Source organism: Nonomuraea sp. B10E15 (genome assembly GCF_039871615.1).
Lineage (GTDB): Bacteria > Actinomycetota > Actinomycetes > Streptosporangiales > Streptosporangiaceae > Nonomuraea.
Genome location: NZ_JBDPMB010000001.1, coordinates 14,703 through 38,850, shown reverse-complemented (window position 1 = coordinate 38,850; position 24,148 = coordinate 14,703). Strand labels below are relative to the sequence as shown.

Sequence of the window (24,148 nt, the reverse complement as noted above, 5' to 3'; positions counted from 1 at the left end):
GCAGGCCAATCGCTGCCTGACCGTGATACAGCAGGTCAGGAGGTGCGGGCGACCTTGCCCGAATACGTAACCTCGTCCTCACCGTGGCGGGTGACCTTGATGGCCATCTGGTTAGTGTCGGCGGTCGGGAGCATCCGCAGTGTCCCCGAATAACACTCCTCGCCCTGAACCTGATCGAGGGTGAACACCAGCTGGGTGCCGGTCTGCCCGATCCGTCCGGAACAGTGCAGATCCGCTCCCCATCGCATGGCACCGCCGCCGGAGTGCATGTGCAGTTCGATGGGGAAGACGCGCTCGGCGGTGAAGTGCTCGGCCGAGCCGGTCCACGTGCCTTCGAGGCCGGGACCCTGGGCGCCGCGCAGCCAGAACACGAACCCGGCCACCCCCATGGCGAGCCCGGTCACCGCCACGACGGCCTGCCAGAGCCGCACCCGACTCCGCGCGGGCCGCGTCCCTGGGAGCGGCCCGTCACCGTCCGCGCCCTCGCCGGCCGTGCTTCCGCCGCTCTCCCGGCCCGCGCCTCCGGACGTGCTTCCGGTCCTTCCCGGCCCGGCCGCCCCGGAGGTGGGGGCCGTCTCGCGGACGCGTACGACGGGAAAGCTCGTCGTCGGGTCAGGGTCGGTGATCACGATCTCGTCCCGCTCGGCGACGGCGACGGCGGCCATGGCGCCGGACGTCAGCACGTCCTGCTCGCCGACCGCCTGCTGCCCCAGGAGCCGCAGCAGCACCTCCTCGGCGCTCGGCCGGTCCCCGGGCTCGGGGGCCAGGCACGCCTGCACGATCTCGCGCAGCGGCCCGCGCAGCGGTCCGAGGTCCGGCTTGCCGTACAGGATCCTGGCCAGCACCTCCCGGTGCGTCTCCGCCGTGAACGCGTGCCGGCCGCTGGCGGTGTACGCGACGGTCAGCCCCCACGCCCACAGGTCGGCGGGCGGCCCCGCGGGCTCTCCGTGGATGCGCTCGGGCGCCATGTAGGCCGGGGTGCCCACCGGGATGTGGCCGGTGGTCGCCTCGGTGTTCACGAGCCTGGACACGCCGAAGTCGATCACGCGCGGCCCGTCGAGCCCGAGCAGCACGTTGCCAGGCTTGAAGTCGCGGTGCACGACTCCGGCGCGGTGGATGGCGCCGAGGGCGGTGGCGGTGCCGATGGCCAGGCGGTCGAGCGAGCCGCCCTGGCGGGGCCCCTCCGCGACGATGTGCTCGCGCAGCGAGGGGCCTTCGACGTACTCGCTGACCAGGTAGGGCCGGTCGCCTTGGAGGTCGGCCTCGATCAGCTGGGCCGTGCAGAAGGCCGCCACCCGGCGCACGGCCTCGACCTCGCCGAGGAACCTGCGCCGCACGTCGGGGGCGCTCGACAGGCTGGCACGCAGGAGCTTGATCGCGACTTTGGCGCCTTGCGGGGATTCGCCGAGGTACACGACGCCCTGGCCGCCCTGGCCGAGCCTGCGTGCCAGCCGGTACGGCCCAAGTCGCCGCGGATCATCGGCACGAAGCTCGGACATATACCGCCATTATGCCCGTCATCAGTGAAGGGCCGCGTACTGATCAAGAAAGCGCAGCACCTCGTCCGCGGACCCGCTCGGCAGCGCGGCCACGGCTTCCTCGATGCCGAGACCGGCGAAGTAGTCGAGCTTCTCCTTCGTCGGCCGTGTCCCGAACGGTATCACTTCGGTCATCGGCCGCCCGGCCTTTTCGCACGCTTCGCGCAGCGCGGGCAGCGCCGCCTTGATCCCGTGGCCGCCGATCGGCATCCAGCCGTCGGCGTACTCGGCGACGTGCGCGAACACCTTCGGCCCGGCGGCGCCGCCCACGTACACGGGCGGGATCCGCACCGGCTTGGGCCAGGACCAGGACGGCTCGAACCCGTCGAACGCGGCCACCTCGTCGCGCCACAGGGCCCGCATCGCCAGCACGTTGCGCCTGGCGACCTCGCGGCGGCGGCCGTACGGGACTCCGTGGTTCTCGATCTCCTCGACGTTCCAGCCGAACCCGACGCCGACCACCACGCGCCCGCCGGAGAGGTGGTCGAGGGTGGCGACGGCCTTGGCGGTCACGATGGGGTCGCGCTGGGCGGCGAGCAGGATGCCGGTGCCCAGGCGCAGCCGCTCGGTCGCGGCGGCGGCGAAGGAGAGGGCGACGAGGGGGTCGAGGGTGCGCTTGTACTCCTCGGGCAGTTCCCGCTGCCCGCCCGCGGGAGGGGTGCGGCGCGAGACGGGGATGTGGGTGTGCTCGGGCAGGTAGAGCGAGGAGAAGCCGCGTTCCTCCGCCGCTCTGGCCAGGTCGGGGACCGGCATGGCCAGGTCCGTCGCGAACATCGTGACCCCGAGCCTCATGGGGACCTCCCGTCGTGACCAAGCGATTGCTCGGTTAAGATTTCCAGAGTACCTTGCAGAAGACCATCCGCGGAGAGAGGCCCAACGGTGAAGTTCTCTATCTTCCTGAATCCGCAGATTCCCGGCTCTGGTTACGCGGCCGAGGACAACGCCAAGGCCAGGCGGCCCATCGGGCGTGACACGGAGTCGTACCAGAGGTTGCTGCACGAGGTGCGGGAGATAGCCGTCCACGCCGACCAGGTCGGGTTCGACGCGCTGATGATGACCGAGCACCATTTCCACTCGGAGGGCATGGAGTTCTCGGTCAACCCGCTCATGTTCCTCACCGACCTGGCCGCCAGGACCGAGCGCATCCTGCTGGCGCCGCTCGGCCTGGTCCTGCCCGCCTGGGACCCGATCAGAGCCGCCGAGGACGTGGCGCTGCTCGACCAGTTCTGCAAGGGACGGCTGCGCCTCGGCGTCGCCCGCGGCTACCAGAACCGCTGGATGAACGTGCTGGGCCAGCGCTGGCACGCCGCCGCCGCCCGCTCGGACGGCTCGGCCTCCGACACCCGCAACTTCGATGTCTTCGGCGAGGTGCTGAAGATCATGAAGCTGGCGTGGACGCGGGAAACGCTGCGCTACAAGTCCGACGTGCTGGACTACCAGGTGCCGTTCCCGTACGAGGGCATCGAGGGCTGGCCGGCGCAGGAGTGGACCAGGACGTTCGGCGCGCCCGGAGAGCTCGCCGACGACGGCACGGTGCGGGCCGTCTCCGTCTGCCCCAGGCCGTACCAGAACCCGCACCCCGAGCTGTGGCAGCCGTTCACGATCTCCGACCGGTCGGTCATCAGGGCCGCCCAGGAGGACATCATGCCGTGGATGTTCACCCCCAACCCCGACGACCACGCCCAGAAGGCCAGGCTCTACCAGGAGGAGTCCGCCAAGCAGGGCCGCCACTACAAGCTGGGCGAGCACACCGGCATCCTCAAGATCGTCGGCATCGCCGACACCACCGAGGAGGCCATCAACACCTTCGGCCGCAGCATCCCCAAGGACTTCGCCGCCTTCTTCGGCCCGTTCGGCTACCTCGAGGTGCTGCGGAAGAAGGAGGACGAGAAACACCGGCCCATCTCCCCCGAGAAGGGCGACGCCAGGCGCATGAACGACGTGGAGATGGCGCTCTTCGGCACCCCCGACGACGTCAAGCGCGGCATCCAGCGCATGCTCGACCGGATGCCCGACCTGGAGTGGTTCGGCCTCTACATGCAGGGCCAGCAGGGCGTGCTGCCGCTCGACACGGTCAAGCGCAACCTGGAGATGTTCGCCACCAAGGTCGCCCCGGAGTTCCGATGAAGATGTGGCTGGGGGCCTCGTTCTCCGACACGGACCAGTTCGTGGAGCTCGCGCGGGCCGCCGAACGGTGCGGCTTCGACACGCTGACGCTCTCCGACCATCTCTTCTACGCCGACTTCGAGACGCCGTACCCGTACTCGAAGTCGGGGCGGCCGCGCTGGAACGCGCGGACGCACTGGCCGGACGTGTGGGTGACGATCGGTGCCATGGCGGCGGTGACCACGTCGCTGCGGTTCGCCCCCAACGTCTACATCGCCCCGGTCCGCGACCTGTTCACCGTGGCCAAGCAGGTGTCCACGGCGGCGGTGTTGTCGCGGGAGCGGGTGACGTTCGGGGTGGGGGTGGGCTGGTGCAAGGAGGAGTTCGTCGCGACCGGCCAGGACTTCCACACGCGGGGGCGGCGGCTGGACGAGATGCTGCCCGTGCTGCGCTCGTTGTGGGCGGGCGAGACCGTCACCCTGGACGGCCTGCCCGCCCTGTCGATCTGCCCGGTCCCCGCCGGGCGCATCCCCGTCCACGTGGGCGGTGACAGCGAGGCCGCCCTGCGCCGGGCGGCGCGGCTGGGCGACGGCTGGATCGGCAACCGCATCTACACCGAGGAGCAGCTCGACCCCGTGCTCGACACGCTCCGCCGGCAGCTCGACGCCAACGGCAGGAGCGGGCAGCCGTTCGACGTCATCGCGCCGCTCGCGGTGCTGCCGGACGCGGGCACGTACCGGCGCTTCGCCGCCAAGGGCGTGACGGGAACGCTGGCCGCGCCCTGGTGGCTGGCCACTCCGGAAGAGAAGGCCCGGTACGGCGAGGACACCCTGGAGCTCAAGATCGCCACCATGGAGCGCTTCGCCGAGGAGGTCATCGCCAAGCTCTGACCCGCCCGGCCCGAAGCGGCTGGAGAGGGCGATAGCCTCGTCTCGTGCTGGAAAGGATCGCGGCCACGCGCTACGTGACCCCGCTGCGCGAGGGCGGGTCGCTGCCGGGCGTCGTCGAGGCCGACGACCTGGGCACCTACGTCGTGAAGTTCCGCGAGGCGGGCCAGGGCCGGCGGGTGCTCGTCGCCGAGATCATCGCGGCCGAGCTGGGCCGCCGGCTGGGCCTGCGGACACCCGAGCTCAAGCTCATCGACCTCGACCCCCAGCTCGGCGTCAGAGAGCCGGACGAGGAGGTGCAGGACCTCCTCAAGGCCAGCACCGGCCTCAACCTGGCGGTCGACTTCCTGCCGGGCGCGCTCGGGTTCGACCCGCTGGCCTGGTCGGCCGATCCGGTGTTCGCGTCGAGGGTGGTGTGGTTCGACGGCCTCATCCACAACATCGACCGGAGCTGGCGCAACCCCAACCTGCTGGTCTGGCACGGCGACACCTGGCTGATCGACCACGGCGCGGCGCTCTGGTTCCACCACAACTGGAAGACGGCCGACCCGCGGCGGCCGTTCGACGCCGGCGACCACGTGCTCGCGCCGTTCGCCCGCGACGTCGCGGCGGCGGGCGCCGAGCTGGCCGCGAAGATCACTCCCGAGCTGCTGGAGGCCGTGACGGCGCTGGTGCCCGGCGAATTTCTCGACGGCGAGCCCGGGTTCGGCTCGGCCGGCGCCGTCCGCGAGGCCTATGCCGATCACCTGCTCCTGCGGGCGCGCGAGCCGCACGACTGGCTGGTGCGCTCCGAGCAGAGGGCGCCCAGGCAGGGGCCGGGGTCCGTCGGCGAGTTCTGGCGGGGAGGCGGCCGGTGACCAGGGACGTCTACGAATACGCGGTGATCCGCGTCGTGCCCAGGGTCGAGCGGGGCGAGCTGATCAACGCGGGCGTGCTGCTCTACTGCCAGCCGCGCGCCTACCTGTGCGCGCGGGTCGAGCTCGACGCCGTCCGGCTGAGGGCCGTCGATCCCGGCGCCGACCTCGACGGCGTACGCCGGGCGCTGAGCGCGTACGAGCTGGCCTGCGGCGAGGAGGCCGGTCCGCTGGAGGGCGAGTCGCTCGGCGGCAGGTTCCGCTGGCTGACGGCCCCGCGCAGCACGATCGTGCAGGCCGGGCCGGTGCACGCGGGGCTCACGAGCGACCCTGACACCGAGCTGGCCAGGCTCTTCGACAAGCTCGTACGCCTCTGACGGGGGCGGGCTCCCGCGTGCTAGAACAGCACCGACATGAAGGTGTCGACCTCGTGGAAGCCGACCTTGCGATAGACCGCGCGCGCCGACCGGTTGTAGTCGTTGACGTAGAGCGTGACCACGGGGGCGAAGCAGCTCAGGGCGGCCTCCACCGTCGCGGCCATGCCCGCCACGGCGTGGCCCCTCCCCCGCAGCTCGGGGGCGACCCAGACCCCCTGGATCTGGCAGGCGTGCGGCGTGACCGCGCCGATCTCCGCCTTGAACACCACCCGCCCGTCCTCGATGCGGGCGTAGGAGCGGCCGATCCTGATGAGCTCGGCGACCCTGGTGCGATAGAGAGCGCCGCCGTCGCCGATGTTCGGCGACACCCCGACCTCTTCGGTGAACATGGCCACGCACGCGGGCAGCAGGATGTCGAACTCTTCCGGCCGCACCCTGCGGACGAGCGGGTCGGCGGGCACCGGCGCCCTGTGCGAGGTGGCCATGACCGGCTGCGCCCAGCGGATCGCGCGGGCCCGGCCCCAGTGCGGCTCCAGCCGCTCCCACAACAAGGAGACAGCGTCGGCGGGACCCACGATGGACGAACACCGGCGCCCCTGCTTGCGGGCGCGGTCGGCGAACGCGTGCACGGCCTCAGGACCGGCGTTGACCGGCACCATGTTGGCCCCGGCGTAACAGAGTGACACGAGGCCACCGCGCGGCCCGAATCCCCACATCTGCCCGCCCAGCCTCGCCGGATTGAGTCCGACGGCCCGCACCCGGGAGGAGACGAAGACGTTGGCGACCGGGTCGGAGTCAAGCATGGCGAGGACTTCGTCCCGGTCGCTGTCATCGAGCACGCGCGACGCCGATGTTCGCAGCATCACACGGTCAGACTACGCGAAGGGTTACCGATTAGCTCATCTGGCGATGCCCGCGGTAACCGATTCTTGACGTCATCCTCCGCCGAGCAGCCCCAGCAGCCCGAGAGCGCTCAGCAGATCGTGCCGCTCCGGCGGGTTCGCGGCCATGCGGGCGGACGCGTTCGGCTCGGGCAGCGCGCGGCACCCGGCGTCCCGCGCCGGCAGCGAGCCGTCTCTCAGGTACGCGGCCAGGTGCCCGTCCACGCACTGGTTGCCCCCCAGGGACACGCCGTGGTTGCCCCCCTGCTCGACCACCAGGCGGGAGCGCGGGAAGAGGCGGTGCACCGTCAGCGCCCCCCGGTAGGGTGTCGCGGCGTCGTCACGGGACTGCAGGATGAGGATCGGCGGCAACTTCGGCGACCCGTGCACCTTGACCGGCTCACCCCCGCGCACGTGCCAGAACGCGCATGGGGCGTTGTACCACGCGTTCGGCCAGGTCAGGAACGGCGCGCTGCGGTGCGACCTGGTCATGTCGGCCCGCCACCTGTCCCAGTCGCGCGGCCAGCGGGCGTCGCGGCACTGGACGCCCAGGTAGACGGCGTAGCTGTTCTCGTCCGCCGCGTCGACCTTGCCGTGCTTGTCGTAGAGGTCGACCAGGCCCTTCACCTCGCCCTTCCGGACGTAGGCGGACCAGGCCGCGGCGAACGCGGGCCAGAGCTTGTCGCTGTAGCCGGTGATGGTGAACGTGTCGTCGAGCTCGCTCGGCCCCACGACACCGCCTGCCGGGCGATCCCGCAGCCTGTTACGCATCGCGTAGTAGGCGAACGACGTCTGCTTCGTGGTGGCGCCGAGCGTGTAGACGGAGTTGTGCTCGGCGACCCAGCCGAGGAAGAGGCGGTGGCGGCGTTCGAAGGCGCCGTTCTGCCTGAGGTTGGCCTCGTACCACACCGCGTTGGGGTCGACGACGCTGTCCAGGACCAGCCGCTTGACCCGCTGCGGGAAGAGCGTGGCGTAGACGGCGCCGAGGTAGGTGCCGTACGAGTAGCCGAAGTAGCTGATCTTCCGCTCGCCGAGGGCGGCGCGGATGGCGTCCATGTCCCTGGCGGAGTTCTCGGTGGTGAGGTGCGGCAGCAACCAGGCCCAGCGGTTGCCGCACGCGTTCGCGTACGAGGCCGCCCGGCTGAGCAGCACCCGCTCCTCGGCCCGCCCGCGCGGCACGGCGTCCGGCCGCGGCGCCTTGTAGTAGGCGTCGGGGTCGACGCAGTGCATCGCCGGCTCGCTCGCGCCGACGCCACGGGGGTCGAAGCCCACGATGTCGTAGCGGTCGCGCAGGTCGCCTGGCAGGTTCCTGGCGACGTACGAGGTGAGGTTGCGGCCGGACGCGCCAGGACCGCCCGGGTTCACCAGGAGCGTGCCCAGGTGGTCGGCGTCCCGCGACGTCTTGGCCTTGATCCGGTTGATCGCCACCTTGATCGAATGTCCGAGCGGCTCGCGGTAGTCGAGCGGCACGCGCACGGTGGCGCACTCCAGGCCGGCCGGCGCCGGCTTCCCCGACACCTGGGGACACGGCCCCCAGTCCGGCGCGGCCGGCGCGATCGGCGCGGCCGGCGCGCCTCTCGCTCCGCTGGCCACCGCCACCCCGTCCGCGCTGACGATTCCGGCGACGAGCACCGCCGTTCCGGCGACAATCCCGACTACCCGTTTCACCCGGTCCCCTCCCATGTCATAGGCCTTGCGATGCTCCCGTACGTGACCGGGCCATGACGCTGGGTATGGGCAAATGCTTGCCATCATGTAATGGATCGGTTGCAAAGAGTGAAGGGCGGCATGCGGCCCGCGGACGCCGGAGACCCCGGGCCGATGGCGGGCCCGGGGTCTCCGTGTGCGTCTAAGGGCAGGTCAGCCGACCGTGACCTGAGGGCCGGCGTCGTCGTCGAGATCGATCTCGACGCCCATCTCCTCGGCCAGCCGCATGGCCTCCTCGATCAGGGTCTCGACGATCTGCGACTCGGGCACGGTCTTGATGACCTCACCCTTGACGAAGATCTGGCCCTTGCCGTTGCCTGAGGCCACCCCGAGGTCGGCCTCGCGGGCCTCTCCCGGCCCGTTGACGACGCAGCCCATGACGGCCACCCGCAGCGGGACCTTCATGCCCTCCAGCCCGGCCTGCACCTGGTCGGCCAGCGTGTAGACGTCGACTTGGGCCCGCCCGCACGACGGGCAGGACACGATCTCGAGGCCGCGCTCGCGCAGCCCGAGCGACTCCAGGATCTGGGCGCCCACCTTGACCTCTTCGACCGGCGGCGCGGACAGGGACACCCGGATCGTGTCGCCGATGCCCTCGGCCAGCAGCGCGCCGAAGGCGACCGCGGACTTGATCGTGCCCTGGAAGGCCGGCCCCGCCTCCGTGACGCCCAGGTGCAGCGGGTAGTCGCACTGGGCGGCCAGCAGGCGGTACGCGTTGATCATCACGACCGGGTCGTTGTGCTTGACCGAGATCTTGATGTCTCTGAACCCGTGCTCCTCGAACAGCGAGCACTCCCACAGGGCCGACTCCACCAGCGCCTCGGGCGTGGCCTTGCCGTATTTCTGCAGCAGCCGCGGGTCGAGGGAACCGGCGTTGACGCCGATCCTGATCGGCACGCCGTGCTCGGCCGCGGCCTTGGCGATCTCCCCGACCTTGTCGTCGAACTTCTTGATGTTGCCCGGGTTGACGCGCACGGCCGCGCAGCCCGCCTCGATGGCCGCGAACACGTATTTCGGCTGGAAGTGGATGTCGGCGATGACGGGGATCTGCGACTTCCTGGCGATGACGGGCAGCGCGTCGGCGTCGTCCTGGGACGGCACCGCGACACGCACGATCTGGCAGCCGGAGGCCGTCAGCTCGGCGATCTGCTGCAGCGTGGCGTTGACGTCGGCGGTCACCGTGGTCGTCATCGACTGCACCGAGACGGGGGCGTCGCCGCCCACCGGCACGCTGCCGACCATGAGCTGGCGGGAGTGGCGGCGTTCGGCGAGCGGCTTGGGACGCACCGCCGGAATGCCGAGAGCTACAGATGACATTTCAACCCTTACTGTGACGACGCTTTCAGTCTAGGTAGTCAGCGGGACTGCCCCGCTGTGAGTTCGGCCGCACGGGCCCGGGCCCAGGCGTCGGCCGCCAGCACCTCGTCGACGGAGCCGGCCGGGGTGACGTCGTGCTCCTCGACGACCCGGGCGACGGTGTCGACGATCGCCGGGAACGGCAGGTCGCCGCGCATGAACGCGTCGAGGCAGGCTTCGTTGGCGGCGTTGTAGACGGCCGGCGCGGTGCCGCCCGCGCCGCCGACGTGCCTGGCGAGCGCGACGGAGGGGAACGCCTCGTCGTCAAGCGGCTCGAACGTCCACGTGTGCGCTCTGGTCCAGTCGATGGGCCGGGCCGCGCCGGGGATGCGGTGCGGGTGGCCGAGCGCCAGCGCGATGGGCAGCCGCATATCGGGCGGGCTGGCCTGGGCGATGGTGGAGCCGTCGACGTATTCGACCATGGAGTGGATGATCGACTGCGGGTGCACCACGACCTCGATGCGGTCGAAGCCGAGGTCGAACAGCAGGTGCGCCTCGATGACCTCCAGCCCCTTGTTGACCAGGGTGGCGGAGTTGATCGTGATGACCGGCCCCATCGACCAGGTCGGGTGGGCCAGCGCCATCTCGGGGGTTACGTCGGCCATCTCGGCGCGCTTCATCCCGCGGAACGGCCCGCCGCTGGCGGTGACCACGAGCTGCTTGACCTGCGCGGGGTCGTAGCCCTCCGGGCCCGAGGCCCACAGGCACTGCTGCAGCGCCGAGTGCTCGGAGTCGACCGGCAGGATCTGCCCCGGCTTGGCCAGCCGCTTGACCAGGGGCCCGCCGATGATGAGGGACTCCTTGTTGGCCAGCGCGAGCGTCCTGCCCGACTCGAGTGCGACCAGCGTGGAGGTCAGGCCGAGCGCGCCGGTGATGCCGTTGAGCACGGTGTCGCACGGCCACGCCGCCACCTCGGCGACGCCTTCAGGGCCTGCGAGCACCGTGGGCCGCGCGCCGTGCGCGGCCAGCGCCTCCTTCAGCGCCGGCACGGCCGAGGCGTCCGCCACCGCCACGACCTCGACGCCGAACTCGGCCGCCTGCCTGGCCAGCAGGTCGACTTTGCCACCCCCCGCCGCCAGCCCTGAAACCGTGAAGCCGCCGGGGTCGGCGGCGATGACGTCGAGTGCCTGGGTGCCGACCGAGCCGGTGGAGCCGAGCACGACGACGGAGCGGAGGGTCTGTTCATGCACCCGTCCATTGTCCCCGCTGCGCGGCGTACTCGGGCACGAGACCCCGATCAGCCGCAAAGTGCCTTACTTATGTGACGCGAGATAACACAGTTGATTCGTGCCGGAATATCGCCATATCGGATCGCGCAAATCTTGAGAAAACGGGATATCGATGCCACTACCTTCCGAAGCTCACGTTCGGTTTCGGGAGGTACGTAATGCACCGCAAAGTTGCTCTGATTTCCGCCCTGGCCCTCGCCGCGGGAAGCGCCGCCCTGCTCCCGGCGAGCGGGGCGCAGGCCCACGTACGGGTGCGGCCGGAGCCCGCGCCCGCGCAGAAGGCGGCGGCGGATTCGGCGTCCGAGCGGCGCCAGGTCCTGACGTACTGGACGGAGCGGCGCATGGAGGCCGCCAAGCCGCTGAACGCGCCCGGACCCAAGGCCGGGGCGAAGAAGACCATGGCGGAGCCCGGCGAAGGCACCCCGTGGACCGCCCCGCCCAGCGGCGCGCGGAAGAACGGCGCCGCGTTGCAGGCGGCCAGGTCGTCGGGCACGCCCTGGACGCGCGGCGGCGCCGTCGTGAAGACCACGGGCCGGGTCTTCTTCACCACGCAGGGGCGCAACGCCTCATGCTCGGGCTCGGCCGTGACCAGCGCGAACAAGAGCGTGGTGCTGACCGCCGGCCACTGCGTGAAGATGAACGGCGCCTTCCACACCAACTGGGTCTTCGTGCCCGGCTACGACAACGGCAAGCGCCCCTTCGGCACCTGGGCCGCCACCCGGCTGCTGACCACACCCCAGTGGAACGCCCGCGAGGACATCAACTTCGACATCGCCGCCGCGGTGGTCGCGCCGCTGGAGGGCAAGACGCTGGTGGACGTCGTGGGCGGCCAGGGCGTGGCCTTCAACCAGCCCAGACGGCAGCAGATGTACGCCTTCGGCTACCCGGCGGCGGCGCCGTACGACGGTTCGAAGCTCATCCACTGCAGCGGCCGGACCTTCGACGACTTCTCGATGTCGAAGGACCACGGCCTGACCTGCAACATGACCGGCGGTTCGAGCGGCGGTCCGTGGATGTTGACCTTCAACGAGTCGACCGGCCTCGGAACGCAGAATTCGGTCAACAGCTTCAAATACAACTTCGCCCCGAACTGGATGTTCGGCCCATATTTCGGAAATGAGGCTCAGGCCGTCTACCAGGCGGCACAAAACACCAACGCCCTCTGAGCAACTCACCGAAAGTAGTCACAAGAACACATCTCGTGGTGCAGACTCGGGGGGCATGACCCTGAGCACCCCCATGCTCGCGGGGGCCCCGCTCCTCGCAGGGCTGATCGGCTCCGCGCTCGTCGGCGCGGCCCCGGCACCGCAGCAGGCCGCACCCCCCGTCACCGCCCCCGTCACCGGGTCCATCACTGGGTCCATCACTGGGTCCCTCGCTGGGTCCATCGCTGGGTCCATCGCTGGACCGGCCTCCGAGGCGCGGCCGAGCGGGATCGTCGAGCACGTGGCCGCGCGCACGCGCGCCGACCAGCAGCGCGTGCTCGACTACTGGACGCCGCAGCGCATGGCCAGGGCCCTGCCGATCGGGCTGCTCGGCCTCGTCACGCGCGACAAGGGCCTGCTGAGCGGCCCGACCGGCGGGCGGGCGCTGCCCGCCCTCACCGGCCAGGCCGCCGGTCAGGCCGTTCCCGGCCGCACGGCCGGCACCGTCGTGCGTCGCCACCACGCGGCCGCCGCACCGAGCGCCAGCACCGTCGGCACCCGCTGGGCTTCCGGCGGCCTCGTCGCCAGGACGACGGGCCGCGTGTTCCTGACCGTGGCCGGCGCGGACTTCGTCTGCTCGGCCAGCACGGTCAAAAGCGGCAACAAGGACCTCGTGGTCACCGCCGGCCACTGCGTCAAGGACGGCGCCGGCGAGTGGGCGGCGAACTGGACGTTCGTGCCGGGCTACGGGTCCGGCGGGCGGGCGCCGTTCGGGCAGTACGCCGCCCGCCGCATGTTCGTCGCCGGCCCGTGGGCGCGCAGCGGCGACGACAACTACGACGTCGGCATGGTCGCCCTGGCCACGTCACGCGGCAGGCACGTGGCCGACGTGGTCGGCACCCAGGAGATCGCCTTCAACGCGCCGCGCGGCGGCCAGGCGTTCGGCTTCGGCTATCCCGCCGACCCGCCGTACAACGGCGGCCACCTGGTCTACTGCGCGGGACGGCTGCGGGACGACCCGCACAAGCAGACCCGCGACCAGGGCCTCGGCTGCGCCATGACCGCCGGCTCCAGCGGCGGCCCCTGGATGACCTCGTTCAACGCCGCCACCGGCAGGGGCACGATCACCTCGCTGAGCAGCTTCAAGTACAGCGACGACCAGCGCACGATGTACGGCCCCTACCTCGGCGACGCCGCCAAGGCCCTCTACGCCATGGCGGGACGCGCCTGACCGGCGTGCCGGCTCATTTCAGCTCGGACTCCAGCAGCCCCATCATGAGGAAGTCGTGCCGCTTCCCCCTGGTGCGGAACGACTCGCGCCGCCGCCCCTCCTCGACGAACCCCACCCTGGTGTACGCCCGCACCGCCGCCGTGTTGTCGGCCACCACCCAGAGCATCACCCGGTGCAGACCCATCTCCTCGAAGGCGTACCTGCAGATCAGGCGCAGCGCGTCCGTCGCGTAGCCGCCCCCCTGGTGATCACGGTCACCGATGGCGATGCTCTGCAGGGTGGCCTCGCCCTGGACGAAGTCGGTGTCACCGAGCGCGACATAACCGATCAGCCGCCCGCCGTCGAGCGTCTCGATGCCGAGCACCATCTGCTCGAAGGTGTTGCGCGGCCGGTTGGCGCCCTTCTCCATGTTCTGGGCGAGGGAGATGGGCGGCGAGGCGTCCATCCACCGTCCCACCTCCGGATCGTGATACCACCGCCACAGGGCTTCGCTGTCAGCGGGTTCGAGGGCGCGCAGGCGCACGCGGTCTCCGGTCAGCATGAGATCTCCCGATTAGTTGACCGGCCACGTCTACCAGGGTGCGGACAGGCGGAGCAACGCCTTTTCCCGGGCCCTCAGAGTGGCAGCCCGGTCAGCACCATGACCTTCTCGTACGTGTAGTCCGTCATCGCCGAGCGCAACCCCTCACGCCCGATGCCCGAGTCCTTGACCCCGCCGTACGGCATCTGGTCGGCCCGGTACGACGGCACGTCGCCGATGATCACGCCGCCCACCTTCAGCTCCCGGTTGGCCAGGAAGGCGGCGTCCAGCGACCGCGTGAACACCCCGGCCTGCAGGCCGTACGCGGAGTCGTTGACCATCGCGTAGGCCTCGCCGGCGGAGGCGGCGGACTGGAGGATCATGACGGGCCCGAAGACCTCCTCGCGGGCCACCTTGGCGTCGTGGGGCACGCCGGCCAATACCGTCGGGGCGTACGACGTCCCTTCGCGGACGCCGCCCGCGAGCACCTCGGCGCCGGCCGCTACGGCCTCGTCGACCCACTGCTCCACGCGCTCGGCGGCGGCCTCGGAGACGAGCGGGCCCACCTGGGTCTTCTCGTCCGCGGGGTCGCCGGTGACGAGCCCCTTGACCGCCGGGACCAGGCGCTCCACGAACGCGTCGTACACCGGCTGCTCCACGATCACCCGCTGCACGGCGATGCAGCTCTGACCGCCCTGGTAGTTGGAGTAGAGGGCGATGCGCCGCGCCGCCCAGTCGAGGTCGGCGTCGGCCAGCACGACGGCCGCCGCGTTGCCGCCCAGTTCCAGCGTGACGTGCTTGCGCGGCACCTGGTCGGCGATGGCGTACCCGACGGGCGCCGAGCCGGTGAACGACACCACGGGCAGCCGCGCGTCCTGCACCAGGCCGGCGGCGCGCTCGTTCGGGACCGGCAGCACCGAGAACATGCCCGCTGGCAGGTCGGTCTCGGCCAGGATCTCGCCCAGCAACAGCGACGACAGCGGCGTGGCGGGCGCGGGCTTGACGATGACGGGGGCGCCGACGGCGATGGCCGGGGCGACCTTGTGCGCGACGAGGTTCAGCGGGAAGTTGAACGGGGTGATCGCCAGCACGGGCCCGTACGGGACCCGCGACACGTACGCCAGGCGCCCGGCCGCGGCCGGCTCGGTGTCGAGCCGTTGCGCCTCGCCGGACCAGCGGCGGGTCTCCTCGGCGGCGAAGCGGAACGTGGCGACGGCCCTCGTGACCTCGCCACGCGCCCAGAAGATCGGCTTGCCGTTCTCGGCGGTGATCAGGCGGGCGATCTCGTCGGCCCGCTCCTCGATGCGCCGCGAGACGTGGGCCAGCGCCTCGGCCCGCACGTGCACGGGCAGCGCGGCGGCCTGGTCCGCGACCGCGTGCGCCGCGGCGATGGCCTCCTCGACCTGCGCGTCCGTGGGCACGGAATGCCTGCCGACCTCGCGGCCGTCGTGGGGGTTGGTGACAGTGAGCTCGGAGTCCCCGGTCGCTGGGCGGCCGGCCAGCCAGAAGGTACGCACGTCCATAGTTCAGACGTTATGCGAAGCGGACGTTCGGGGATTACACCACGGTGCACAAGACTCTCGCGGGACCCCACCGTTAAGTACAAGCTCTGTTGTATACCCATGATGTAACGGAACTAGACCCAATTCGGGATGTTTACCATGCGGAGTGGTTTGAGCAATCGTCGCTCTGGCTAAGTCATCGGATGCGGGTCTACAGCGTGGTGGGCCCCCGATCAGAAAGGCGTGGGCCCCGTGACCGAACACCGTGAGGTCACAAGGACACATAGCTCCTTGGCCGCTGAGGAGGTCTCATGACCTCGGCGCCGCTGGGGCTCCAGGGTGCTTACCTCAAGGGCGAGCGCGCCAGCCACGACGAACTCCGCTCCCACCTCCTCGACATGGCCGTCAACCTGCTCGAGACCGATGGCCCCGACAGCCTCACCATGCGCAGGATCGCCGCGGAGGCAGGGTGCACGACGACCGTCATCTACACGATGTTCGGCAACCGGGAGGGCCTGGCGGAGGCGCTCTATCTGGAGGGGTTCGAGCGCTTCCGCCGCTACCTGGAGTCGGTGCCGCAGCGACGCAGCCCGTTCGAGCACCTGACCGCTCTCGGGCCCGCCTACCGTCAGGCGTGCCTGTCCGAGCCCGGCTACTACAGCCTGATGTTCGAGCGGGCGATCCCCGGCTTCGAACCCAGCGAGCGCGCGAGGACCCTCGCCCGCGCCGCACTCAACATCCTCGACCGCGTGATCGCCGACTGCATCTCCGCCGGCTACCTCGTCCCGACCCAGCCCCGCAAGATCGCGGACGCGCTGTGGGCGGCGGCCCAGGGGGCGATCAGCCTGGAGCGCGCCGGACATCTGCGCGACGGGCGCACGTTCGAGGCGGTCACCATGGCCACCATCTGCTGTTACCAGGTCGACAAGCAGGCCTGACCGGCTCCCCGGCCCCGCCGCCGGCACCCAACGGCGGGCTGGGCTCCGGCGCCGGCTCAACGGCGGGCCGCTTCGAGCGCGAACCACAGCTCGGCGCGGACGCCCGGATCGTCGAGGTCGCGGCCGAGCAGTTCGGCCACGCGTTTCATGCGGTAGCGCAGCGTGTGCCGGTGCACGCCGAGCCGCTGCGCCGCCGCGTCCCAGTGGCCGTTGTTCTCCAGGTACGCGCGCAGGGACTCGACGAGGCCGGCCCGGGAGCCGTAGCCGGCGAGCGGAGCCAGCAGCGCGGCGGAGAACGCCTGGGCGTCCGCCTGGTCGAGCAGCCCGAGCAGGCCCTGCCCGGCCAGCTCCGCGAACCGCACCACCCGCCCCCTCCCTCTCCCCGGTCCCCGGCCCTCTTCGCCGGCCTCCGAACCACCCCCGCCGCCGGTCCTACCGGCGCTGACGGGCCCTGAGCCTGCCTCGGCCGCCTCGAGAGCCCGTCTCGCCTGGCCGAGCGCGCTTCGCAGGGCCGCCGGGTCATCACCGCAAGGCAGGCTGACCCCCACGGGCACGTCGGCCTCCATGGCCACCCTCTCCGCCGTGCGCACCGCGACGTCCCCCGCCGAACCGCCCGGACCCTCCGCCGAACCTCCCGCCCGGCCGTCCACACCGCCGTCTGCACCGCCGGCCACACCGCTGTCCGCACCTCCGGCCACACCACCGGCCGCGACCAGCGCGATGGCCATCTGCCCCTTCGCCCGGGTGCGTGCCGACCGGGCCTGGGAGCGGCTCCCGCCTGGCCGTCGCACCCCCTCCCCCGTGTCCGTGCCGTCGTGCAGGACCGCGAAGGCGTGCGTCTCCAGCACGTCCAGAGCCTCGGGACCCGTCGCGAGCACCACCAGCGGCTCCTCGGGCAACCGACGGCCGAGCGGCTCCACCACCACACGCGCCTGTTCCTTGGCGCCCTCCAGCAGCAACCGCAGCACCGCGGCGTGCACCCGGCGCTCGGCCTCCAGCTGGGACCTGCCCTGCTCCATGGCCAGCGTGAGCAGGGAGCCCGCCGCGTTGATCACCGTGTGGGTGATGGGCGAGTACGCCCCCTCCGCCCCCACGGCGAGGAACCCGCGCGGCCGCACCCCGCCGCCCACCGGCTGCACCACGATGTGTTCGCCCGGCCCCGACAGAGCCAGGCTGGCGGGAAACCCGGCGGGCGGCTGGAGGGTGGCGGACGGCTCCTGGTGGCGGGTGCCGCGGAGGCGGCCGAGCTCGGCGCTCACCGCGCCCGTCCTGGCACCGCGCGTGGCGTGCCGTACCTCGCCCGACTCGTCCAGCAGCGCGGCCCAGCCGCCGACCTCCCTGGCGAGCCGGTCGATGACCGCGTGCATGCCCTCCGGTTGCAGCGCGGCCCGCGTGAGCCGTCCCTGGGCGTCGAAGGCGCGGGTGATCTCCTCGTACTGCTCGGCGGCCAGCAGCTCGCTGACGGCCTTGCCGACGGCGATGAACGGGGTCTCGCGCGGCACCTCCAGCAGGGGCAGCCCGTGCTCCTCCGCGGCGGCGATCAGGGCGGCGGGCACCTCCTCGTGCGAGACCCCGACGCCGAAACCGAGGCCGGCCACGCCTCGAGCGACCAGTCGGGCGACATATCCGGATAGGTCGCCCGCCATCCGCATCCCCGTCGTGAGCAGCAGTTCCCCACCCTCCAGGTACGGAGTCGGGTCCGCAAGCTCGCTGACCGCCACCCACCGCACCGGCACGTCCAGCGCACCCGCGCCGGACCGCCCGGAGGACGGCCGGCCGGAGGGTGCGCGGCCGGAGGGCGGGCGGGTGGCGCCGGCGAGGGGCCGGAGGTGCATGCGGCGCACCACGGTCCGCAGTGAAGGCGGCATGTGGCTTTTGTCCATTCTGGCGAATACGACCGCCTTCAGTTTGACATATCGACATATCGGCGCAGGTGAGAGGCCGCCGTAGCGTCGGGGCATGAGCATTCCCCAGGAGCGACGCGTCGTGACCGCGATCCCAGGCCCCAAGTCGCAGGAGTTGCTGGCCCGCAAGCAGGCCGCGGTCCCGCCCGGCATCGGCACGACGCTGCCGGTCTTCGTCACCCGGGCGGGCGGCGGCGTGCTCCAGGACGCCGACGGGAACTCGCTGATCGACTTCGGCTCCGGCATCGCCGTGACCAGCGTGGGCAACGCCGCGCCCAAGGTCGTCGAACGCGTCCAGCGGCAGGTCGCCGACTTCACCCACACCTGTTTCATGGTCACCCCGTACGAGTCGTACGTGCGGGTGTGCGAGAAGCTCAACGAGCTGACCCCCGGCGACCACGACAAGCGCACCGTGCTGGTGAGCTCCGGCGCAGAGGCCGTCGAGAACGCCGTCAAGATCGCCCGGCACGCCACCGGCAGACCGGCCGTCGTGGTGTTCGACCACAGCTACCACGGCCGCACGCTGCTCACGATGACGCTGACGGCCAAGAACATGCCGTACAAGGAGGGGTTCGGCCCGTTCGCGCCCGAGGTCTACCGGGTGCCGCTGGCGTACCCGTTCCGCTGGCCGTCCGGGCCGGACAACTGCGCCGAGGAGGCCGCCGAGCAGGCCATCGACATGATCACCAAGCAGGTCGGCCCGGGCAACGTGGCCGCCGTGGTGATCGAGCCGATCGCGGGCGAGGGCGGCTTCATCGTTCCCGCCAGGGGTTTCCTGCCGCGCATCGCGGAGTTCTGCAAGGCCAACGGCATCCTGTTCGTGGCCGACGAGGTGCAGACCGGGTTCGCGCGCACCGGCACGCTGTTCGCGTGCGAGGACGAGGGCATCGTGCCCGACATCATCACCACCGCCAAGGGCATCGCGGGCGGCCTGCCGCTGGCGGGCGTGACCGGGCGCGCGGAGATCATGGACAAGGTGCACGCCGGCGGTCTCGGCGGCACGTACGGCGGCAACCCGCTCGCCTGCGAGGCCGCCTTGGGCGTCCTGGAGACCATCGAGGAGGAGGATCTGGTCGCCAGGGCCCGCCGCATCGGCGACATCATGCTGCCCCGGCTCAGGGCGCTCCAGGAGCGCTTCGACGTGATCGGCGACGTGCGCGGACGAGGCGCGATGATCGCCATCGAGCTGGTCGAGCCCGGCACCAAGGAGCCGAACCCGGCCGCCGTCCAGGAGATCGTCCGGCGCTGCCACGCCGAGGGCCTGCTGGTGCTCACGGCGGGCACGTACGGCAACGTGCTGCGCTTCCTGCCGCCGCTGGTCATTCCCGAGCACCTGCTCGAGGAGGGGCTCGGCATCCTTGAGAAGGCGATCGCCGAACTTTAGAACAAATCCATCCGAATCGGGCATCCGGCTTGCTCCTGGATGCCCGATTTGTTGGTGTAACGGCCGTCAACCGGGTAGAGAAATCACTCTGACTTGACGCTCCGCTAGACGATCACAGCCGCGGTCAGGGTTATAACGGTTCCGGTATACGGATGGGCGATGGCTGCGGGAAGCGTAATGAACTGGGGTTCCACCAAAACGGCGGCACGAAGCATGGTGACGTTCGACCCTGAGGGACTGACCTGGGCTCAGCGTGACGGTGACGCCTGCGTCGTCTGCCACAAACGCTGGCCTCGGCCGCGCATGAGGGTCGGCCGGCTGCCCGACGACGCTCCCGTCCTGGCCTGCGGCGACTGCGCCGAAGCGCTCCTGCCCGCTCCCGCGGCCACCGTCGTGGCCTTCCCGTCCCGCTGAACAGTCGCCGGGCAGCGAGACGCCCCGGGACAGAGGGGGAAGGCCCAGGGCGTCTCTGCAGGTCACGCCCAGCGGGGGGAGGGGGCGCGCCCGCGGCACGGCAGGTCAGGTCCGGCGCCTGCGCTCCTCACTCGGCCAGCTCGCGCCACCGTTCGGTCCAGGCGTCATAGTCCGTACATTCCCCGCAAGCCGGCGGCCGTACCGCGAAGGCGATGTGGTCGAGCTTCTTGTCCTCGCCGGCGCCGTAGGCCTCGCACATCTGCCTGGCCCGCCCCTTGCACGCCTTGTCGTTGGCCGGCGCCAGCCCCACCCACGCGGCGGCGTCGCGCTGCGCGTCGGGCGCGGTCACCCAGTTGAGCCACCGATAAGCGCAGGTGGTGTCGGGCACGTTCACGCCGAGCATCCAGGAATCGACCCATCCGGTGGTCTCGCGGGTGTGCACGGCCTTGATCGGCTTTCCCGCCTTCTGCAGCAACATCCGGTAGTAGGGGGTGGCCTGGGCGTAGTCGAGGGACCCGGTGGCGAACCCCTTGACCAGGTCGATCGGGTTACGCCAGTAGACCCGGTCCTTGTTGCGTTCCAGCATCGTCATCGTCGCGTCGAGCTGCTTCTCGGTCAGCTCGTACGGCTCATCCGCCGTGTCACCGGCCATGGCCGCGTCGGCGATCGTCAGCGGGGTGTCCCTGAGCGCGACCCGCTCGGAGGCGAACACCTGCCCGAGGTCGCCGCCCTCGACCCGGCCCGAGTCGTAGATGAACTCGTGGTATCCCCACAGGTAGGGCACGCCGTAGACCTTGCCCGACACGGTGGACATGTCGCGGAAGCGCTCGTCGATGTCGTCGTACCCGGCGACCTTGGCCGGATCGACGGCCTGCACCTGCTTCTTCGCGATCAGGTCGGCCGCCAGCACCGGCCCGGCGGAGATCACGTCGTAGGGCCGCCGGGTGACCTTCTCGGCCATCTCCTCGGAGGTCTGCACGGTGTCGAGCTTGGCGATCCGGCAGCCGGTCTCCTTCTCGAACGCGCCCGTCCAGTTGACCTTGGGGCTGGTGCCGCCGTACTCGGCGTAGCCCCGGTAGGTGAGGATCTGCAGCGTGCCGTCGCTCTGCGTCGCCGTCGGGCTGGCAGTGGGGCTGGCGGTCGGGCTCGGCGAGGAGCTCGGCGCCGGTGTGGGCCTCGCCGCTCCCATGCCGACGACCAGCGCCGATGCGGCGATCGCCAAGGCATAAGTGCGACGACGATCCACGATGTCCCCCCTTGTCCGTCTGCTGGGAGCTTACCGGGGAGCGGGACGGGAGGGACGCGCATCCCTCCCGTCCGGAATCGCGGGTTACCCGTTCGTGGGGAAGCCCAGGTTCACGCCGCCGTGCGACGGGTCGAGCCAGCGGGACGTGACGACCTTGCCGCGGGTGTAGAAGTGCACGCCCTCGGTGCCGTGCACGTGCGTGTCGCCGAACAGCGAGGACTTCCAGCCGCCGAAGCTGTAGAAGGCCATCGGCACCGGGATGGGCACGTTGATCCCGACCATGCCGACCTCGACCTCGTTCTGGAAACGCCGGGCGGCGCCGCCGTCGTTGGTGAAGATCGCGGTGCCGTTGCCGTACTCGCCGCCGTTGATCAGCTCCAGGCCCTCCTCGTACGAGCCGACGCGCACGATCGACAACACCGGGCCGAAGATCTCGTCGTGGTGCGTACGCGAGCCAGGAGGCACGTGGTCGAGCACCGTCGGGCCGAGCCAGAAGCCGGGCGTCTCAGCGGCCTTGCCGCCGCCGAGCACCGCCGTCTCGCGGCCGTCGACGACCAGCTTGGCGCCCTCCTCGACCCCCAGGTCGAGGTAGGAGGCGACCTTGTCGCGGTGCGCCTCGGTGACCAGCGGCCCCATCTGCGACCTCGGGTCGTCGCCTGGGCCGATCACCAGCCGGCCGACCCGTTCGACGATCTTCTCCACCAGCTCGTCGCCGACCGGGTCGACCGCCAGCACGACCGAGATCGCCATGCAGCGTTCCCCCGCCGAGCCGAACCCGGCCGACACCGCCGAGTCGGCCACCAGGTCGAGGTCGGCGTCGGGGAGCACGAGCATGTGGTTCTTGGCGCCGCCGAGCGCCTGCACCCGCTTGCCGTGCGCGGTGCCCGTCTCGTAGACGTGGCGCGCGATCGGGGTGGAGCCGACGAAGGAGACGCCGCGCACGCCGGGGTGCTCCAGCAGGCGGTCCACGGCGACCTTGTCGCCCTGCACGACGTTGAACGCGCCGTCGGGCAGCCCCGCCTCCTGCCAGAGCCGGGCCATCAGCAGCGACGCCGAGGGGTCCTTCTCCGACGGCTTGAGCACGAACGTGTTCCCGCACGCGATCGCGATCGGGTACATCCACATCGGCACCATGGCGGGGAAGTTGAACGGCGTGATCCCGGCCACCACGCCCAGCGGCTGGCGGATCGAGTAGGAGTCGACCCGGGTCGAGACGCCCTCGGAGAAGCCGCCCTTGAGCAGGTGCGGGATGCCGCAGGCGAACTCCACGACCTCCAGGCCCCTCGCCACCTCGCCGAGCGCGTCGGAGTGCACCTTGCCGTGCTCGGACGAGATCAGCGCCGCCAGCTCGTCGCGGTGGGCGTACATGAGCTCGCGGAAGCGGAACAACACCTGCGACCGCTTCATCAGGGACGCGTCCCGCCAGGCGGGGAACGCGGCCGCGGCGGCCGCCACGGCCGCGTCCACGTCGGCCGCCGACGCCAGCGCCACGTGCCCGCTGACCTCGCCGGTGGCGGGGTCGAAGAGCTCGGCGGTACGGTCGTCGCCGTCCGCGAGCGCCCCGTTGATCCAGTGCTTGACCGACTTCACTGAGCTGCTGCCTCCGCGTTGATGGTTTCCAGTGCGGTGACGATGATGCCGAGCCCTTCGACCGCCTCGTCCACCGTGAGGGTGAGGGGCGGCGCCATGCGGATGGCGTTGCCGTACAAACCGCCCTTGCCCGCCAGCAGGCCCGCCTTCTTGGTCTCCTCCATGAAGCGCGACGCCTGCGCGGGGCTTTCGAGCTCGACGGCGAACATCAGGCCCTTGCCCCGCACCTCCTTGACCACGGGCAGCCGCTCGGCCGCCTCCTTGAGGCCCTTGATGATGATGGCGCCGGTACGCGCCGCGTTGGCCTGCAGGTCGTGATCGAGCACGAAGTCGAGAGTGGCGTTGGCGGCGGCCATGGAGATCGGGTTGCCGCCGAACGTCGACAGGCCGACCGCGTGCGGAGCGTCCATCAGGTCGCCGCGCGCCACGACGCCGCCGACGGCGAAGCCGTTGCCCAGCCCCTTGGCGAACGTGAGCATGTCGGGGGTGACGCCGTGGTTCTGGATGCCGAAGAACGCGCTGCCGGTGCGGCCCCACCCGGTCTGCACCTCGTCCGAGACGAACAGGATGCCCTGCTCGTCGAGCACCTCCTTGTACGCGGCGAACAGCCCGTCCGGGGCCATCGTGAACCCGCCCACGCCCTGGATCGGCTCGGCGATCAGCGCGGCCACGTCGTTGGAGACGGAGGTGGCCAGCACGTGGCGCAGGTCGTCGACGCACGCCTTGACGTAGTCGGCGTCCGACAGGCCCGCGAACTGGGTGAGGTGCCGGTCGGTGCCGTGCAGGAAGTGCACGTTGAGCGGGGAGAGCGAGTTGTTCTTCCACGCCCGGTTGGCGGTGACGCTGATCGCGCCGAAGCTGCGCCCGTGGTAGCTCTGGCGCATCGCGAGCACCTGGTCGCTCTTGCGCGCGTACGTGGCCAGCAGGAGGGCGGTCTCGTTGGCCTCGGTGCCGGAGTTGGTGAAGAAGACCTTGGCGTCGGGGATGCCGGAGAGCCGCGCGATCTTCTCGGCCAGCTCGACCTGGCCGCGCAGCAGGTAGGCGGTGCTGGTGTGCACCACGCCCGTGGCGAGCTGGCGTTCGACGGCTTCGCGCACTTCGGGCACGTCGTACCCGATCATGTTGGTCAGGATGCCGGCGAAGAAGTCGAGATAGCTCTTGCCGTCGCCGTCGATGACGCGGTTGCCCTTGCCGCTGACGATCTCGATGGGCTCGGTGTAGTTGAGCGCCAGCCAGGCAGGCATCACTGCCCGATGGCGCGCGAGAAGCTCCGACATGCTCCCGAGTATTCCTTTTTCGCCCTCATCCTCCTATCTCCAGAGTGTCGGCGTAGGAGTGA

General features: G+C 70.9%; 21 protein-coding genes. 9 read left to right on the top strand and 12 right to left on the bottom strand.

The genetic code is table 11. The features are described 5' to 3' along the window. Nucleotides 1-35: 35 nt before the first annotated feature. Together ABGB14_RS00175 and ABGB14_RS00170 are read right to left on the bottom strand one after the other, a co-directional pair. Nucleotides 36-1,499 (bottom strand): serine/threonine-protein kinase, encoded by a 1,464-nt coding sequence (locus ABGB14_RS00175; protein WP_347641431.1) that lies wholly within the window; start codon nt 1,497-1,499, stop codon nt 36-38. A gap of 21 nt (nt 1,500-1,520) precedes the next feature. Further along, the gene (locus ABGB14_RS00170; RefSeq protein WP_347641430.1) at nt 1,521-2,330 is read right to left on the bottom strand and encodes a TIGR03619 family F420-dependent LLM class oxidoreductase; all 810 of its coding nucleotides are present in this window, start codon (nt 2,328-2,330) and stop codon (nt 1,521-1,523) included. A gap of 87 nt (nt 2,331-2,417) precedes the next feature. Here ABGB14_RS00170 and ABGB14_RS00165 point away from each other — a divergent pair, with 87 nt between their 5' ends. The 4 genes from ABGB14_RS00165 to ABGB14_RS00150 are packed head-to-tail and all read left to right on the top strand — an operon-like array spanning nt 2,418 to nt 5,762. Continuing rightward, nucleotides 2,418-3,665 (top strand): LLM class flavin-dependent oxidoreductase, encoded by a 1,248-nt coding sequence (locus tag ABGB14_RS00165; RefSeq protein WP_347641429.1) that lies wholly within the window; start codon nt 2,418-2,420, stop codon nt 3,663-3,665. Further along, nucleotides 3,662-4,534 (top strand): TIGR03619 family F420-dependent LLM class oxidoreductase, encoded by an 873-nt coding sequence (locus ABGB14_RS00160; protein WP_347641428.1) that lies wholly within the window; start codon nt 3,662-3,664, stop codon nt 4,532-4,534. Before ABGB14_RS00165 ends, ABGB14_RS00160 begins: the two co-directional genes overlap by 4 nt. 44 nt (nt 4,535-4,578) lie before the next feature. Continuing rightward, nucleotides 4,579-5,388, top strand: coding sequence for a HipA family kinase (locus ABGB14_RS00155; RefSeq protein ID WP_347641427.1), 810 nt, complete (start codon nt 4,579-4,581; stop codon nt 5,386-5,388). Next, nucleotides 5,385-5,762, top strand: a complete 378-nt coding sequence (locus tag ABGB14_RS00150; protein ID WP_347641426.1) for a DUF3037 domain-containing protein — start codon at nt 5,385-5,387, stop codon at nt 5,760-5,762. The genes ABGB14_RS00155 and ABGB14_RS00150 overlap by 4 nt, the downstream gene beginning before the upstream one ends. Nucleotides 5,763-5,782: 20 nt before the next feature. Here the strand turns inward: ABGB14_RS00150 and ABGB14_RS00145 are convergent, their stop codons facing one another. From ABGB14_RS00145 to dxr, 4 genes are all read right to left on the bottom strand, one after another. After that, nucleotides 5,783-6,625 carry a GNAT family N-acetyltransferase gene (locus ABGB14_RS00145; protein ID WP_347643096.1) on the bottom strand — a complete coding sequence of 281 codons (843 nt, stop codon included), beginning with the start codon at nt 6,623-6,625 and terminating at the stop codon, nt 5,783-5,785. A gap of 72 nt (nt 6,626-6,697) precedes the next feature. Continuing rightward, nucleotides 6,698-8,311, bottom strand: coding sequence for an alpha/beta hydrolase (locus tag ABGB14_RS00140; protein ID WP_347641425.1), 1,614 nt, complete (start codon nt 8,309-8,311; stop codon nt 6,698-6,700). A gap of 192 nt (nt 8,312-8,503) precedes the next feature. Further along, nucleotides 8,504-9,667 (bottom strand): flavodoxin-dependent (E)-4-hydroxy-3-methylbut-2-enyl-diphosphate synthase, encoded by a 1,164-nt coding sequence (gene ispG / locus ABGB14_RS00135; protein WP_347641424.1) that lies wholly within the window; start codon nt 9,665-9,667, stop codon nt 8,504-8,506. A 38-nt stretch (nt 9,668-9,705) separates the two neighbouring features. Next, the gene (gene dxr, locus ABGB14_RS00130; protein ID WP_347641423.1) at nt 9,706-10,896 is read right to left on the bottom strand and encodes a 1-deoxy-D-xylulose-5-phosphate reductoisomerase; all 1,191 of its coding nucleotides are present in this window, start codon (nt 10,894-10,896) and stop codon (nt 9,706-9,708) included. Between the two features lie 197 nt (nt 10,897-11,093). Between dxr and ABGB14_RS00125 the strand changes: the two genes are divergently transcribed. Together ABGB14_RS00125 and ABGB14_RS00120 are read left to right on the top strand one after the other, a co-directional pair. Continuing rightward, nucleotides 11,094-12,101, top strand: a complete 1,008-nt coding sequence (locus tag ABGB14_RS00125; RefSeq protein ID WP_347641422.1) for a peptidase — start codon at nt 11,094-11,096, stop codon at nt 12,099-12,101. 55 nt (nt 12,102-12,156) lie between these two features. After that, nucleotides 12,157-13,311, top strand: a complete 1,155-nt coding sequence (locus ABGB14_RS00120; RefSeq protein WP_347641421.1) for a trypsin-like serine protease — start codon at nt 12,157-12,159, stop codon at nt 13,309-13,311. Nucleotides 13,312-13,324: 13 nt separating this feature from the next. On the opposite strand, the gene ABGB14_RS00115 is transcribed toward ABGB14_RS00120, so the two are convergent. Both ABGB14_RS00115 and ABGB14_RS00110 read right to left on the bottom strand, forming a co-directional pair. After that, entirely contained in the window at nt 13,325-13,852 is a 528-nt protein-coding gene (locus ABGB14_RS00115) for a GNAT family protein (RefSeq protein WP_347641420.1), read from the bottom strand. Between the two features lie 74 nt (nt 13,853-13,926). Then, on the bottom strand, nt 13,927-15,354 hold the full coding sequence (locus tag ABGB14_RS00110) for an aldehyde dehydrogenase family protein (RefSeq protein ID WP_347641419.1): 1,428 nt from the start codon (nt 15,352-15,354) through the stop codon (nt 13,927-13,929). A gap of 290 nt (nt 15,355-15,644) precedes the next feature. Between ABGB14_RS00110 and ABGB14_RS00105 the strand changes: the two genes are divergently transcribed. Continuing rightward, on the top strand, nt 15,645-16,271 hold the full coding sequence (locus ABGB14_RS00105) for a TetR/AcrR family transcriptional regulator (RefSeq protein WP_347641418.1): 627 nt from the start codon (nt 15,645-15,647) through the stop codon (nt 16,269-16,271). Nucleotides 16,272-16,327: 56 nt separating this feature from the next. Here the strand turns inward: ABGB14_RS00105 and ABGB14_RS00100 are convergent, their stop codons facing one another. Beyond that, the gene (locus ABGB14_RS00100) at nt 16,328-18,106 is read right to left on the bottom strand and encodes a PucR family transcriptional regulator (protein WP_347641417.1); all 1,779 of its coding nucleotides are present in this window, start codon (nt 18,104-18,106) and stop codon (nt 16,328-16,330) included. 124 nt (nt 18,107-18,230) lie between these two features. Between ABGB14_RS00100 and gabT the strand changes: the two genes are divergently transcribed. Further along, a complete protein-coding gene (gene gabT / locus ABGB14_RS00095) occupies nt 18,231-19,559 on the top strand; it encodes a 4-aminobutyrate--2-oxoglutarate transaminase (protein ID WP_347641416.1) in 1,329 nt (442 codons plus the stop codon). A 177-nt stretch (nt 19,560-19,736) separates the two neighbouring features. Further along, nucleotides 19,737-19,973, top strand: coding sequence for a hypothetical protein (locus ABGB14_RS00090; protein ID WP_347641415.1), 237 nt, complete (start codon nt 19,737-19,739; stop codon nt 19,971-19,973). Between the two features lie 127 nt (nt 19,974-20,100). On the opposite strand, the gene ABGB14_RS00085 is transcribed toward ABGB14_RS00090, so the two are convergent. From ABGB14_RS00085 to ABGB14_RS00075, 3 genes are all read right to left on the bottom strand, one after another. After that, nucleotides 20,101-21,195, bottom strand: a complete 1,095-nt coding sequence (locus ABGB14_RS00085; protein ID WP_347641414.1) for an extracellular solute-binding protein — start codon at nt 21,193-21,195, stop codon at nt 20,101-20,103. 108 nt (nt 21,196-21,303) lie between these two features. Continuing rightward, nucleotides 21,304-22,809 carry a CoA-acylating methylmalonate-semialdehyde dehydrogenase gene (locus ABGB14_RS00080; protein WP_347641413.1) on the bottom strand — a complete coding sequence of 502 codons (1,506 nt, stop codon included), beginning with the start codon at nt 22,807-22,809 and terminating at the stop codon, nt 21,304-21,306. After that, complete coding sequence (locus ABGB14_RS00075) at nt 22,806-24,086, bottom strand: aspartate aminotransferase family protein (RefSeq protein ID WP_347641412.1); 1,281 nt, start codon at nt 24,084-24,086, stop codon at nt 22,806-22,808. The genes ABGB14_RS00080 and ABGB14_RS00075 overlap by 4 nt, the downstream gene beginning before the upstream one ends. Nucleotides 24,087-24,148 lie beyond the last annotated feature (62 nt).